This window comes from Agrobacterium sp. fls2-241-TYG-188a (genome assembly GCF_030209845.1).
Window position 1 is genome coordinate 1,176,412 of record NZ_JARVRD010000001.1, and the last position, 12,353, is coordinate 1,188,764.

A 12,353-nucleotide genomic window follows, 5' to 3' on the forward strand; every position below is an offset into this window, starting at 1 on the left:
CCCGGAATGCCAAACCTTAAACCACGACGGACAATGTCATGCCGATACTCTCGCTCAACGCGGTGTCGAAGTCCTTTGGCGCGCTCAAGGTCACAGATAATGTTTCCTTCGAACTCGCCAAGGGCGAAGCTCTCGGCGTCATTGGCCCGAACGGGGCCGGGAAATCGACGCTCTTTAATTTGATTACCGGCAACATTGCGGCGGACAGCGGTCAAATCCTGCTGGAAGGCCGCAACATCACAGCCGTTTCGGCGATGGATCGCTGCAAGGCAGGCATTGGCCGCTCCTTTCAGATCCCGCAGCCTTTTAGCGGATTGTCCGTGTTCGAAAACCTTCTGGTCGCCGCCCGCTTTGGTGGCGCCATGACGGCTGCGGACGCTGCGGATTTCTGCATGGAGCTTCTGTCTCGCACCGGATTGGAGCCTCAGGCAGATTGTCTTGCGGGCAGCCTTCCGCTGCTGAGCAGAAAGCGGTTGGAACTTGCCCGCGCCATGGCCACGCGACCCAAAATTCTTCTACTCGATGAGATTGCGGGTGGCCTGACGGAAGGTGAGTGCGATGAACTCGTCAAGACTATCAAGGACATAAACCAGCAAGGCGCATCGATCATATGGATCGAGCACGTGCTGCACGCCTTGACACATGTCGTCAGCCGCCTTGTCGTTCTCAACTTCGGACAGGTCCTGATGGTTGGAGAACCTGACCGGGTGATGGCATCGCCACAGGTGCGGGAGATCTATCTGGGGATCGAAGCATGACCCAGCCCCTGCTTTCGATTTCAGCCCTGACGGCGGGCTACGGCGACTTTCAGGCGCTTTTCGGCGTCGACCTTGCCCTCAACTCCGGGGAGACCGTGGCCATTATCGGCGCGAACGGCGCAGGCAAGACGACGCTGATGCGAACCGTCACCGGCATTGTCAGGGCATCCGCCGGGGCGATTGTTCTGGACGGCGCACCGGTCCACACGAAAGCGGCGCCCGATATTCTCGAAATGGGAATTGCAACGGTGCCGGAGGGACGCAAGCTCTTTCCCTCTCTTTCCGTGGAGGAAAATCTGCTGATAGGCGCGCATGTGCGCAAGGTGAAGGGGCCATGGTCGCTGGAGGCGATCTATGAATTGTTCCCGATCCTGAAGGAACGGCGCCATCAACCCGGCACAGCGCTTTCCGGTGGACAACAGCAGATGGTGGCCGTGGGACGGGCACTGATGAGCAATCCGCGCGTCCTGCTCTGTGACGAGCTGTCACTTGGTCTGGCACCGGTCGTCATCCGCGATATCTACGCCGCTCTCCCGAAGATCAAGGCATCGGGTGCGTCGATCATCATCGTTGAGCAGGACATAGGGCAGGCCCTCAAGGTCGCGGATCGAATCTACTGCATGATGGAAGGCCGGATCACGCTCGAAGGCGCGCCAGACAGCCTTTCTCGATCCGCCATCCACGACGCCTATTTCGGAGTAAGAGCATGATATGGCTGGATACGATCATGCAGGGCATTCTGCTCGGTGGCCTCTATGCCCTGTTTGCGGCGGGGCTAAGCCTTGTCTTTGGCATCATGCGGCTCGTCAATCTTGCTCATGGCGATCTCATCGTTCTCGCCGCTTATCTTGTCTTGGTGATCGCAACGGCCCTCGGCCTCAACCCCTTTGCTGCGGCGCTAATCGCACTGCCGATCATGTTTGCCATCGGCTGGCTGCTGCAAAGCCTGCTCTTCAACCGCGTTCTGGATGATGGTATATTGCCGCCTCTGCTGGTGACTTTCGGTCTCTCCGTCGTCATTCAGAATGGGTTGCTCGAAAGCTTTTCCGCCGATAGCCGCAAACTTTCCGCAGGCACCATAGAAGCCAGTTCCGTATCCGTGGGTCCGGTATCGCTTGGCATAACACCGTTGATGACGTTGGGTTCGGCGGTCATCATCATCTGGCTGCTGAACCAGCTATTCTACCGGACGGCGCTGGGGCGCGCATTTCGCGCGACATCCGACGATGCCGTGACGGTTCAGTTGATGGGCATTCGTCCAAAGAAGATTTTCGCCATCGCAACTGGCATTGCCATGGTCGTTGCGACAATTGCCGCTTTGTATCTCGGTATTCGCGCCAATTTTGATCCGTCGATTGGACCGGCGCGGCTGCTTTATGCGTTCGAAGCGGTCATCATCGGTGGTCTTGGAAGTCTCTGGGGAACGCTGATCGGCGGCATCGTAATCGGGCTTGCCCAATCATTCGGCGCGGCGGTCAATCCGGAGTGGCAAATTCTCGCCGGCCACATCGCCTTTGCCGTCATTCTCATTGTCCGTCCACGCGGCCTGTTTCCAAGGGCGACAGATTAAGGTTCATCATGCTTCCGTCCCCAAAATCCGTTGGTCGCTTCACCCTTTGTCTGGCCGCAATCGCCATGGGTTTGGCATTGGTGGCAGCACCGTTCTTTACATCGCGCGCCATTATTCAGGACATGTTCGGATTATTGACACTGCTGATCCTGGCAATGAACTGGAACATGCTGGCTGGTTTCGCAGGTCTTGTTTCGGTGGGGCAGCAAGCCTTTGTGGGTGTGGGCGCCTATGTAATGTTCGCTGCCATCATCCTGTTCGATCTCGATCCATTGCTCGCCATCGGCATAGGCGGGCTGGGCGCGATGGCTCTTTCCGTCCCCATGGCATTTTTCGCCTTCCGGCTGAACGGCGCGTATTTTGCGATCGGCACCTGGGTTGTCGCCGATATCGCGAGACTGGTCGCAGGACAGATCAAGGCGCTGGGTGGCGGAACGGGAACCTCGCTGCCCAAGGGAACTTCGAAGGAGATGATCGGTGTCGACCACATCCAGGCATTGATGAAGATTTCCGGCGCGGCGGCAGCCGATGCGCTGGTCTACTGGCTGGCGCTGGCGTTGGCGGCATGCACGCTGTTCGCATCCTATCTTTTCCTGCGCTCGCGCATGGGGCTTGGACTGCAGGCCATCCGCGACAACAGCGCCGCGGCGCGGTCAGTCGGCGTCGATCCCTTGCGCCTGCAACTGGCTGTCTTCGTCCTTTGCGCGCTTGGCACGGGAATCTGCGGCGGCCTCATGTTTCTTCAGATTACCCGTATCACGCCGGATGCCGCCTTCTCCGTCATCGATTGGACGGCCTTCGTTATCTTCATCGTGGTCATTGGCGGCTTGGGCACCCTTCCAGGCCCCATCGTGGGTGCCGTCATTTTCTACGCGCTGCAGCGGGCATTTGCCGATTACGGCACTGTCTACCTGATCCTGCTTGGCGCAGTCGGCATCGGCACCATGCTGTTTGCCCGTAAGGGCGTGTGGGGCACGCTCGCCAGCCGCTTCGGTATCGACATACTACCGTTGCGACACCGTGCGCCAAAACGGACGGCAGCGTCCCCGCGCCCGCGAGCGACCTCTGTCACCGCTTCCCACTGAATTTGTAATCAAGAAAGGATTGCTGCATGTCCCAGTATTTCTCCGAGGAAAACTCCGTCGAGACCGTCAATGCCCGCATGGGCCCCTCGACCGACCCACGTGTCGCTGAAGTCATGACCTGTCTGGTAAGGCATCTCCATGCCTTCGCCAAGGAGATCAATCTGACGCAAGCCGAGTGGGAGTTCGGCATCGATTTTCTAACCAAGGTCGGGAAGATTTGCTCGGACGAGCGGCAGGAGTTCATCCTTCTTTCTGACACGCTTGGCCTGTCCATGCTTGTGGACGCCATCAACAATCGTCGCCCCTCGGGTGCGACTGAAAATACGGTTCTTGGGCCCTTCCATGTTGCCAACGCGCCGGTAAGGCAGATGGGCGACGTCATCACGCTGGATGGAAAGGGTGAAACATGCCTGTTTGAAGGCATGGTGACCGACCTTGACGGAAATCCCGTTGCAGGCGCGACCATCGATGTGTGGTCTGACAATGCCGATGGTTTCTACGATGTTCAGCAACCCGGCATTCAGCCAAAATGGAACAATCGCGGCATCTTCGTCACAGGTGAAGACGGACGCTACTCCTTCATCGGCATCAAGCCTGTTTCCTATCCCATTCCAGACGACGGACCCGTGGGCAAAATGCTGGAACACCTTGGCCGCCATCCATACCGCCCGGCACATATGCATTACATCGTCACAGCACCCGGCTTTCAGACGGTCGTTACGCACACATTCGTCGGTGATGACCAATACATCTCCTCCGACGCCGTTTTTGGCGTGAAGGACACTCTGGTTGCACCATTTGAGAAAGCGACCAATGGCCCCGCAGTCTGGCGCTCCCCGTTCAACTTCAAACTCAATGCTGCGTAAGGTGCATTCATGCCAATCTTGAAAATCCACATCGACTTCGACCGGCATCCAAAGGCGACAGCCGCGATCCGTGGCGCGCTGGAGCCTCTCCGCGCCACGCTGTGTCGTGAACTGGCTGTCGATGTCTCCGCCTGCCAGATTTCGGTCATCAATATTTTCGGGCTGGACGATCAACCTCAGGTCAATACGGAAATGTTTCTGCTGCCACGCCCCGAGCGGACACGGGAAAGGATTACCGAGGTCTGCAAGCTGATCCAGAAAACCATGTCTGAAACCACGGGGCTGCATGTTGCCGTACGCTCCAACATGCTGGACCCGCAGACCTATGTGGCGGTGAAGTAAGACGCAGCCCGGCTCCGGGGCGATATCGCTCTCACGCCCCCGCTAATGATAAGACGCAACGACCCATCTCGTGCAACAACCCCGCGGGAAGCCTGTTCCCGCGGGGCTTTTCGTGTCTTACGACTTGCCCTGGTAAATTTTGCGCAGAATTTTCAGAAGCGCTGTCGTATCGGCAGCTGTCAGGCTCGAAAAAACATCCTTTTCATGCTGCTTGATCAGCCTGCTGGCCTCGGCATGGTTCTGCAGCCCAAGCGGTGTGAGGGTCAGCTTCTGGCGCCTCTTGTCATCGGAGGACTGTCGGCGCTCGATGAAGCCTCGCTGATCCAGCTTTTCCACAAGCGCCATCATTGTCGCCCTGTCGGTGTCCAGCGCCTGTGCAATATCGATCTGGGAAACATCGGGGTTGCTGAAAATGATCTCAAGGACCGAGAACTGCTTCTGCGTAATCTCAAGCTCTGCAAGCGCCTTGCTGAAGTCCCTGTAGACCGCCAGCTGAGCCAGCGTGATGTGGAAACCGATGAGATCGTTGAGACTTCCCAGATCAACGCCTTCACCGCTTCTGGTGCTTTCGATGTTCGAGGCTCTGGCCACTATCTTCATTCCTTCCATCGTCACCGGAGAACGCCCGGTGCGCTTTGATACAGTCAAAGCTAATGGAATCAAACCGCTTGATTCCTTGAAAATAATTAGTACGTATTGCATACATTATTTGTACGTGCTACGTACTATTATCTGAGGAAAATTGTTTGTCGACCTTGAGGAGGGATCTGCAAACCCAGCCTTATATAATCCACTTTACAGCCGCCCGGGCAGACGCCACAGCGACGCGAGCGCATCGAATGAGCGCCGCGGCCGTCACGTGCCTTTCCCTTCGGCTTTGATTTCAATGTGCCCCACCAAGATTTGGGGCGGCCTTATTGTACCGGATCTGCCCTCCCACTGATTTTGCCTGCACTCAACAGATGCCGGCATTGCGCCAGGCCCGGATGCCGTAACGGCCAGAATTTCAAGAACATTCAACAGCAGGATACAACAATGGTAACCGAACGCTCCGAAAAAGATACCGTCGCATTTTCCGTCGAAAACGGTATCGCTTGGGTCAGCTTTAACCGCCCGGAAAAGCGCAACTGCATGAGCCCGAAGCTCAATCGCCGCATGATGGAGGTTCTGGACGAGCTTGAGCATCGCGAGGACGTGGGCGTTCTGGTTCTCACGGGTGAAGGCACTGCATGGTCTGCCGGTATGGATCTGAAGGAGTACTTCAGAGAGACCGAAGCACAGGGGTTGCAGGGCACGCGCAAGGCCCAGCGGGAGAGCTACGGTTGGTGGCGTCGTCTGCGCTGGTACCAGAAGCCAACCATTGCGATGGTGAACGGCTGGTGCTTCGGTGGCGGCTACGGTCCTCTCTTTGCCTGCGATCTCGCATTTTCGGCAGACGAAGCACAGTTCGGCCTGAGTGAAATCAACTGGGGCATTCTCCCCGGCGGCGGCGCTGCAAAGGTCGCGGTTGAACTCACATCATTCCGCAACGCCATGTACCATGCGCTCATGGGTGAAAACGTCGATGGCAAGACCGCAGCAAGCTGGGGCTTCGTAAACGAATCTGTGCCGCTCGCCCAATTGCGGACACGCGTGACCGAGGTTGCCAATGTTCTCCTCAAGAAGAACACACATGCCTTGAAGGCGACAAAGGATGCGATCCGTCGCGTGCGCGAAATGACCTACGACAATGCCGAGGATTACCTGATCCGCGCGCAGGAAGCAGCCAACAGCTTCGATAATGAGGGGCGCAAGGAAGGCATCAAGCAGTTCATTGATGACAAGACCTACAAGCCGGGTCTGGGCGCTTACGACAAATCGAAGCACGGCGGCTGAGGAGAGGCCCATGACACGCCAGAATCACGCTGACGTCCGGTCACGGGCGGCCATGGAACGCTTGTTGCGTCCGGGATCTGTCGCCATTGTCGGCGCTTCCGACAAGCCGGGCGCACTCGGCGCCTCGGTCCTCACAAATCTTGAGCGCAATGGGTTCAAGGGAGACATCCATCTCATCAACCCGAAACGGGCCGAGATTGGCGGCAGGCCGTGCCTGCCATCCATCGACGATCTGCCTGAAGGCGTCGATGCCGCCGTCCTCGCCATTCCACGCGGCGCGGTTCTGGAATCCGTGACGGCGCTCGCGCGCCGTCGTGTCGGCTCGGTTGTCATCTTCTCCGCCGGTTTTGCCGAAGGCGGTGAAGAGGGGTTGGCCGAGCAGCGCGAGATCAGCCGGATCGCCGCTGAGGTCGGCATGGTGGTTGAAGGACCGAATTGCCTGGGAATGGTCAATCATATCGATCACATTCCCCTCACCTTCATCGAAACGCAGACCAAGTCTCTCGATGGCCGGGCGGGCGTCGCAATCGTGTCTCAAAGCGGCGCCATGGCAGCCGTGCTCGGCGTGACATTTGCAAGCCGTGATCTTGGCATTTCCTACTCGGTTTCGACCGGCAATGAGGCCGGCAGCGGCGTCGAAGATTATGTCGAGTATCTACTTGAAGACCCATCGACATCGGTGATGGCGCTGATTGTCGAGCAGTTCCGTCAGCCGTCGCGCTTCCTTGCAGCCGCACGCAAGGCCCGTGAAAAGAGAAAGCGGATTGTTCTCCTTCATCCCGGCAAGAGCAGCGCTGCGCGTGAGTCTGCTGCTACCCATACGGGCGCGATGACGGGCGACTACCAGGTCATGCGTGTTCACGTCGAGCGGGCGGGCGTCATCTTTGCAGAAACCCTGGAAGAGCTGGGCGATATCACCGAAATCCTGCTTCGCTGCAAGCAGATACCGTCCGAAGGACCGGCAATCATGGGCGAGTCCGGTGCGTTCAAGGCGCTGATGCTCGATCATTGCGAGGAAATTGGCCTTGCCTTGCCAGCCATCGATGACACCAATGCGCCCGAGCTGCGCGCTACCCTGCCAGCCTTTGTCGGCGTCAGCAACCCGCTCGATATTACCGCACAGGGCCTTGTCGAACCGGACCTCTACGAGAGAACACTCACGTCTCTCCTGCACGACGACCGGTTTGGCAGCGTTGTCGCCTGCATCATTCAGACGGACCCTGTCACATCTGGCATCAAGCTGCCGCCCATCCTCAAAGCCGTCGAAAACAGCACTTCGCAGAAACCGCTCATCTTTGCCGGTCTGGATGAAGGCGCCCCCTTCCCAGCAGAATATATTGAACGTTTGCGGGCGCATGGCATACCCTATTTCCCATCGACAGAGCGCGCCTTCAGGGCTTTGAAGCGGATTGGCGATTTCGCGAAGCGAGATTTCACCCCGGCAAGCGGTCAGCAGTTGACGGATATCGGCATCTCGACTGTCGAAGGTGTTATCCCCGAATACCGGGCCAAAGAGCTTCTCGCACCCTGCGGCATTCCCTTCCCCAAGGGACATTTCGTGACCTCGCTGGATGAAGCCCTTGCTGTGGCACAGGAGGTCGGTTACCCGCTGGTCCTCAAGGCCCAGTCTGCGGATCTCAGCCACAAGAGCGATGCCGGCGGCGTCATTCTCAAACTGGCGGATGCGGAGGCTCTGAAAGAGGGCTGGCAACGTCTGCAAGGCAACATTGCCCATCATCGCCCGGGCCTGGTGCTGGATGGCGTGCTGCTGGAGCACATGGGAAAATCCGGCGTCGAACTCATTGTCGGCGCTCGCAACGACCCGGACTGGGGACCCGTCATCCTCGCAGGCTTTGGCGGCGTAACGGCGGAAATCCATCAGGATGTTCGCCTGCTGCCTCCCGATCTGACAGTCGATGCCATCATCGCAGAGTTGAACCAGTTGAAGGCGGCAGAGCTGCTGCATGGTTTCCGTGGCTCGCCAGCACTGGATATCAAGGCGGCGGCAGACATCATCTCGCATATTGGCGGGCTGCTTCTGGCCAATCCTTCCATCTCGGAAATCGACCTCAATCCGGTCGTGCTTTATCCCGAGAGCGAGGGAGCAGTCGCGCTCGACGCGCTCATATTCAACAGTCCGTCACATCAATAACAAACCATTCGAAGGCAACGGAATATTACTATAATCAACTGTTGCCGGGGTGAGGAAAAGAGGAGACCGTTATGAATATTTCCCTTCTGATTAATGGCGTTTCACGCGCTGCCGCAAGCGGTCGGACCTATGACAGGCTGGACCCTTTCACGCAGAAGCTGGCCACACGTGCCGCAGCAGCTGGCATCGAGGATGTCAATGCTGCGGTAGAAGCAGCCTCCGCAGCGTTTCCAGAGTGGTCCAAGACAGGCCCCTTGCAGCGCCGCGCGCTGTTGTTGAAGGCCGCCGACATTCTGGCTTCCAAGGTCGCGGAATTTACGACGCTCATGATCGAGGAAACCGGCGCAACCGGGCCTTGGGCGGGTTTCAACGTCATGCTCGCGGCCAATGTTCTGCGTGAAGCGGCTTCCATGACAACCCAGATCACGGGTGAAGTCATTCCGTCCGACAAGCCTGGTACGCTGGCCATGGGCATTCGCCAGGCAGCGGGCGTCTGCCTTGCCATTGCGCCGTGGAATGCACCGGTCATTCTCGCCACACGCGCAATTGCAATGCCCATCGCCTGTGGCAATACCGTCATCCTCAAGGCATCAGAGCAGTGCCCCGGCACCCATAGCCTGATCGGCGCAGCACTGGTTGAAGCGGGCCTTCCTGCTGGCGTGATCAACGTCATCACCAATGCGCCGGAAGATGTGGGCGATATTGTCGCTGCCCTGATTGCTCATCCGGCAGTCCGCCGCGTCAACTTCACCGGTTCGACAAAGGTCGGAAAGATCATCGCGAAGCTGTGCGGCGAGCATATCAAGCCTGCATTGCTGGAACTTGGCGGCAAGGCACCGTTGATCGTCCTTGACGATGCCGACATCGATGGCGCCGTCAATGCTGCAATCTTCGGAGCCTTCATGCATCAGGGACAGATCTGCATGTCGACCGAACGGATCATCGTGCAGGACGCGATTGCCGATGAGTTCGTGGCGAAGCTGGCCGCACGTGCCTCGCAGCTTCCCGCCGGAGACCCTCGTGGCCATGTCGTGCTGGGCTCTCTCATCAGCTCCGAAGCCGCTGATAGAATGGAAAGCCTCATCGCCGACGCGACCGCGAAAGGTGCCAAGCTTGTAGCTGGCGGAAAACGCACCGGCACCGTGGTAGAGGCAACGCTTCTCGATCACGTGAAGCCCGATATGAAGGTCTACTCGGACGAATCCTTTGGCCCGGTAAAGCCAATCATCCGCGTTTCCAATGATGAGGAAGCTTTGCGGGTTGCCAATGATACCGAATACGGCCTTTCGTCGGCCATCTTCAGCCAAAACATCAAGCGGGCGATGGAGATGTCTGCGCGCATCGAGTCGGGCATTTGCCATATCAATGGCCCGACCCTGCACGACGAAGCGCAAATGCCATTCGGCGGCGTAAAGCAAAGTGGCTATGGCCGTTTCGGCGGCAAGGCAGCGATTGCAGAATTTACCGACCTGCGTTGGATCACGGTTGAGGATCCAGGCCAGCACTACCCATTCTAAGCGTTCTCCCCACCCGCAAGGGTGTTTCCACGAAAGACACTTGGGCGATCGCCTGAGTGTCTTTTGCGTTTCAGCCCGGGCTTCGACACTTTTTCAGCGAGCAGGTGCCGGATGACCGCCTTCCATCGGAAACGCGGATTGCTGCCTCGGAACCATTGGTTCTGCCAGCAGTTGGACAGACTTCATCCTCGCAACATGCGGAGCGCATATGTCTGACCTCAGTCTGAAAGACCTTTCCAAGAAAATGGCGAAGCTTGACTTCGCGATGTTGAACACAAGATCGTCCGTAAACGGACTGACTGCACGGCCGATGAGCAACAATGGCGATGTTGAATATGATGGCGACAGCTATTTCTTCGCCTATGGCTCATCAAACAAAGTCAGCGAAATCAGGTCTGATAACAACGTAAGTCTCACCTATACCGGAGCGGTTGGCATGCTGGGCGGGTCACCGCTTTTCATCACGGTCGAGGGCAATGCTTCTCTCATTGATGACAAGTCGCAGTTCGAAGAGCACTGGACGAAGGATCTGGACCGTTATTTCCCGGAAGGCATCGATACGCCCGACATCGTCATGATCGCCGTCAGGGCTAAAAACATACGCTATTGGGATGGCGCAGACGAGGGTTCCATTTCGCTCTGACCGGGCAGATGCATGGTTTACCAGTCCGGGCCGATGTCTGACACATCGGCTCGGTGTCGTTCTACACAACTGTTCTCCTTGGAGGAACGCCGGGTGATAAAAGATAGCCCAGCATCTGATTTACACCGGTTTACCCAGGCGCAGGATGCTGTCTTTGAAACAGTCCTGCAGGAACTGACAGACGGGAAGAAAAGAACGCACTGGATGTGGTTCATCTTCCCCCAGATTGCCGGGCTCGGTTCATCGTCAATGGCACAAATCTACTCCATCGGTTCCGAGGCCGAAGCGCGCTCCTACCTAAACCACCAGGTTCTGGGTGACCGGTTAAAGAACTGCGTCAGCATCGTGATGGGTCACAAAGACAAGACGGCGCACGAAATTTTCGGGTCGCCCGACGATTTGAAGTTTCGCTCCTGTCTTACACTCTTTGACGCCATCAGCCCTGATGGCAACCTGTTCGAAGAGGCATTGAAGCGCTTCTATGGTGGTCAACCGGATGAAAAGACCATATCCTTGTTGAACAGGTGATATCGGGAGTTATCGCATTCCGGTCCGATCAAACAAAGCCTCGTGGCGTTTATTGAAACGCAGCCACGCGCCACCCATGTGTTCAAGCGATGCCGAAACAAAAGAAAAACGATCACGTCGAGATCATCAAGACTTGGCAGCTTCCTGCATCGGCGACGCTCGGCTCAGCGGTACGAGCGCACGGCCTGCTGCTGGAGCTTAGGGCGAAGGTGCCACTGGCCTATAAAAAATTACTGACCAGCGATGGCACGACGCTGAGCCTCATCATGCCGGAAGCGGAAAAAGCGGCTTTCAACGCCGTGTCTTCAATTGTCTCGAAATGCCTTGAAAAGATCGAAGACCTGCCGGTTATCCCCAGAGAGATACAGGATATTCTGACAATCTCCGCAACCGAAAGGCACCGCTGGCTTGCCGATGGCAGATTGCCGAGTGCTGGCACGCGGACAGTAAAATTGCGAGGAAGGGCGAAGAAGATAACCTTCCATGTCTTCGACCCGAAAATGGTGGTGGGCTTGCTCGATAGCGGCATCATTGAAGATTGGCGCGAGGACGATGCCGCCGCTGCGAAGGAAAACAGGAGACGCGCTGCCTACAAGGCAAAGCTGACGCGCTCTCTCAAAGGCGCCAAGACAAAGGCCAAGTCAAAAGACGCTTCCGCAGACAAGCCAGACGCAGATCTGCGCGGCTGGGAAGATTTCAGCGCGGAAGGCTTTTTGCGCTGATGCCTTGAGCCTAATCGGCGACAAAACCGAGCATGAATGCCACAATCTTTTCGGAAGACATTTCGCAGGGTTTTAGCACACTGCCTCCAGAGCTCAGCCGATAGATATTGAAGCTCACAATATCCGTGCCAGCCAGATCCTCCGCAAACAACCATATACGTCTGCCATCATCGGAACGCCTGACTGTAACGCCCCAGACCGAACCATCAAAGGTTCCGCGTATGTAGCCGTCCGGAAAGCGAGACAGCGCTTGCAGCACCTCCCAAGCAGCCTTGTCTCCGGATGCATCCGGCAT

The 12,353-nt window shown here is 57.3% G+C and carries 14 protein-coding genes; 12 read left to right on the plus strand and 2 right to left on the minus strand.

The window, feature by feature from the left end; translation table 11 throughout:
- Window positions 1–38 precede the first annotated feature (38 nt).
- From QRN85_RS05065 to QRN85_RS05090, 6 genes are read left to right on the plus strand one after another with little or no spacing between them, the layout of a single operon-like run.
- Window positions 39–758, plus strand: coding sequence for an ABC transporter ATP-binding protein (locus QRN85_RS05065; protein ID WP_113091914.1), 720 nt, complete (start codon window positions 39–41; stop codon window positions 756–758).
- Window positions 755–1,468, plus strand: coding sequence for an ABC transporter ATP-binding protein (locus tag QRN85_RS05070; protein WP_284757034.1), 714 nt, complete (start codon window positions 755–757; stop codon window positions 1,466–1,468). The genes QRN85_RS05065 and QRN85_RS05070 overlap by 4 nt, the downstream gene beginning before the upstream one ends.
- Entirely contained in the window at window positions 1,465–2,328 is an 864-nt protein-coding gene (locus tag QRN85_RS05075) for a branched-chain amino acid ABC transporter permease (RefSeq protein WP_284757033.1), read from the plus strand. Before QRN85_RS05070 ends, QRN85_RS05075 begins: the two co-directional genes overlap by 4 nt.
- A gap of 8 nt (window positions 2,329–2,336) precedes the next feature.
- Window positions 2,337–3,413, plus strand: a complete 1,077-nt coding sequence (locus tag QRN85_RS05080) for a branched-chain amino acid ABC transporter permease (protein WP_284757032.1) — start codon at window positions 2,337–2,339, stop codon at window positions 3,411–3,413.
- 26 nt (window positions 3,414–3,439) lie between these two features.
- Window positions 3,440–4,279 (plus strand): intradiol ring-cleavage dioxygenase, encoded by an 840-nt coding sequence (locus tag QRN85_RS05085; protein WP_062588281.1) that lies wholly within the window; start codon window positions 3,440–3,442, stop codon window positions 4,277–4,279.
- Between the two features lie 9 nt (window positions 4,280–4,288).
- Entirely contained in the window at window positions 4,289–4,621 is a 333-nt protein-coding gene (locus QRN85_RS05090; RefSeq protein ID WP_284757031.1) for a hypothetical protein, read from the plus strand.
- A gap of 117 nt (window positions 4,622–4,738) precedes the next feature.
- Here the strand turns inward: QRN85_RS05090 and QRN85_RS05095 are convergent, their stop codons facing one another.
- Complete coding sequence (locus tag QRN85_RS05095; protein WP_162734023.1) at window positions 4,739–5,212, minus strand: MarR family winged helix-turn-helix transcriptional regulator; 474 nt, start codon at window positions 5,210–5,212, stop codon at window positions 4,739–4,741.
- A gap of 444 nt (window positions 5,213–5,656) precedes the next feature.
- Here QRN85_RS05095 and QRN85_RS05100 point away from each other — a divergent pair, with 444 nt between their 5' ends.
- From QRN85_RS05100 to QRN85_RS05125, 6 genes are all read left to right on the plus strand, one after another.
- A complete protein-coding gene (locus QRN85_RS05100; RefSeq protein WP_062588285.1) occupies window positions 5,657–6,496 on the plus strand; it encodes a p-hydroxycinnamoyl CoA hydratase/lyase in 840 nt (279 codons plus the stop codon).
- A 10-nt stretch (window positions 6,497–6,506) separates the two neighbouring features.
- The gene (locus QRN85_RS05105) at window positions 6,507–8,648 is read left to right on the plus strand and encodes an acetate--CoA ligase family protein (protein ID WP_284757030.1); all 2,142 of its coding nucleotides are present in this window, start codon (window positions 6,507–6,509) and stop codon (window positions 8,646–8,648) included.
- A gap of 71 nt (window positions 8,649–8,719) precedes the next feature.
- Window positions 8,720–10,165: an aldehyde dehydrogenase gene (locus QRN85_RS05110; RefSeq protein ID WP_284757231.1), complete on the plus strand. Its 1,446-nt coding sequence runs from the start codon at window positions 8,720–8,722 to the stop codon at window positions 10,163–10,165.
- Between the two features lie 208 nt (window positions 10,166–10,373).
- The gene (locus QRN85_RS05115; RefSeq protein WP_062588290.1) at window positions 10,374–10,808 is read left to right on the plus strand and encodes a pyridoxamine 5'-phosphate oxidase family protein; all 435 of its coding nucleotides are present in this window, start codon (window positions 10,374–10,376) and stop codon (window positions 10,806–10,808) included.
- A gap of 12 nt (window positions 10,809–10,820) precedes the next feature.
- Entirely contained in the window at window positions 10,821–11,336 is a 516-nt protein-coding gene (locus QRN85_RS05120; RefSeq protein WP_284757028.1) for a DUF1810 domain-containing protein, read from the plus strand.
- An 89-nt stretch (window positions 11,337–11,425) separates the two neighbouring features.
- A complete protein-coding gene (locus tag QRN85_RS05125) occupies window positions 11,426–12,058 on the plus strand; it encodes a hypothetical protein (RefSeq protein ID WP_284757026.1) in 633 nt (210 codons plus the stop codon).
- A gap of 10 nt (window positions 12,059–12,068) precedes the next feature.
- Here the strand turns inward: QRN85_RS05125 and QRN85_RS05130 are convergent, their stop codons facing one another.
- The gene (locus QRN85_RS05130) at window positions 12,069–12,353 is read right to left on the minus strand and encodes a hypothetical protein (RefSeq protein WP_284757025.1); all 285 of its coding nucleotides are present in this window, start codon (window positions 12,351–12,353) and stop codon (window positions 12,069–12,071) included.

What these genes read in the sequence shown, in the direction of transcription:
- QRN85_RS05085 (WP_062588281.1), top strand. Translation starts at nt 3,440, where the DNA reads ATGTCCCAGTATTTCTCCGAGGAAAACTCCGTCGAGACCGTCAATGCC.
- QRN85_RS05105 (WP_284757030.1), top strand. Translation starts at nt 6,507, where the DNA reads ATGACACGCCAGAATCACGCTGACGTCCGGTCACGGGCGGCCATGGAA.
- QRN85_RS05130 (WP_284757025.1), bottom strand. Translation starts at nt 12,353, where the DNA reads ATGCCGGATGCATCCGGAGACAAGGCTGCTTGGGAGGTGCTGCAAGCG.
- QRN85_RS05125 (WP_284757026.1), top strand. Translation starts at nt 11,426, where the DNA reads ATGCCGAAACAAAAGAAAAACGATCACGTCGAGATCATCAAGACTTGG.
- QRN85_RS05110 (WP_284757231.1), top strand. Translation starts at nt 8,720, where the DNA reads ATGAATATTTCCCTTCTGATTAATGGCGTTTCACGCGCTGCCGCAAGC.
- QRN85_RS05090 (WP_284757031.1), top strand. Translation starts at nt 4,289, where the DNA reads ATGCCAATCTTGAAAATCCACATCGACTTCGACCGGCATCCAAAGGCG.
- QRN85_RS05075 (WP_284757033.1), top strand. Translation starts at nt 1,465, where the DNA reads ATGATATGGCTGGATACGATCATGCAGGGCATTCTGCTCGGTGGCCTC.
- QRN85_RS05100 (WP_062588285.1), top strand. Translation starts at nt 5,657, where the DNA reads ATGGTAACCGAACGCTCCGAAAAAGATACCGTCGCATTTTCCGTCGAA.
- QRN85_RS05070 (WP_284757034.1), top strand. Translation starts at nt 755, where the DNA reads ATGACCCAGCCCCTGCTTTCGATTTCAGCCCTGACGGCGGGCTACGGC.
- QRN85_RS05080 (WP_284757032.1), top strand. Translation starts at nt 2,337, where the DNA reads ATGCTTCCGTCCCCAAAATCCGTTGGTCGCTTCACCCTTTGTCTGGCC.
- QRN85_RS05120 (WP_284757028.1), top strand. Translation starts at nt 10,821, where the DNA reads ATGGTTTACCAGTCCGGGCCGATGTCTGACACATCGGCTCGGTGTCGT.
- QRN85_RS05065 (WP_113091914.1), top strand. Translation starts at nt 39, where the DNA reads ATGCCGATACTCTCGCTCAACGCGGTGTCGAAGTCCTTTGGCGCGCTC.
- QRN85_RS05115 (WP_062588290.1), top strand. Translation starts at nt 10,374, where the DNA reads ATGTCTGACCTCAGTCTGAAAGACCTTTCCAAGAAAATGGCGAAGCTT.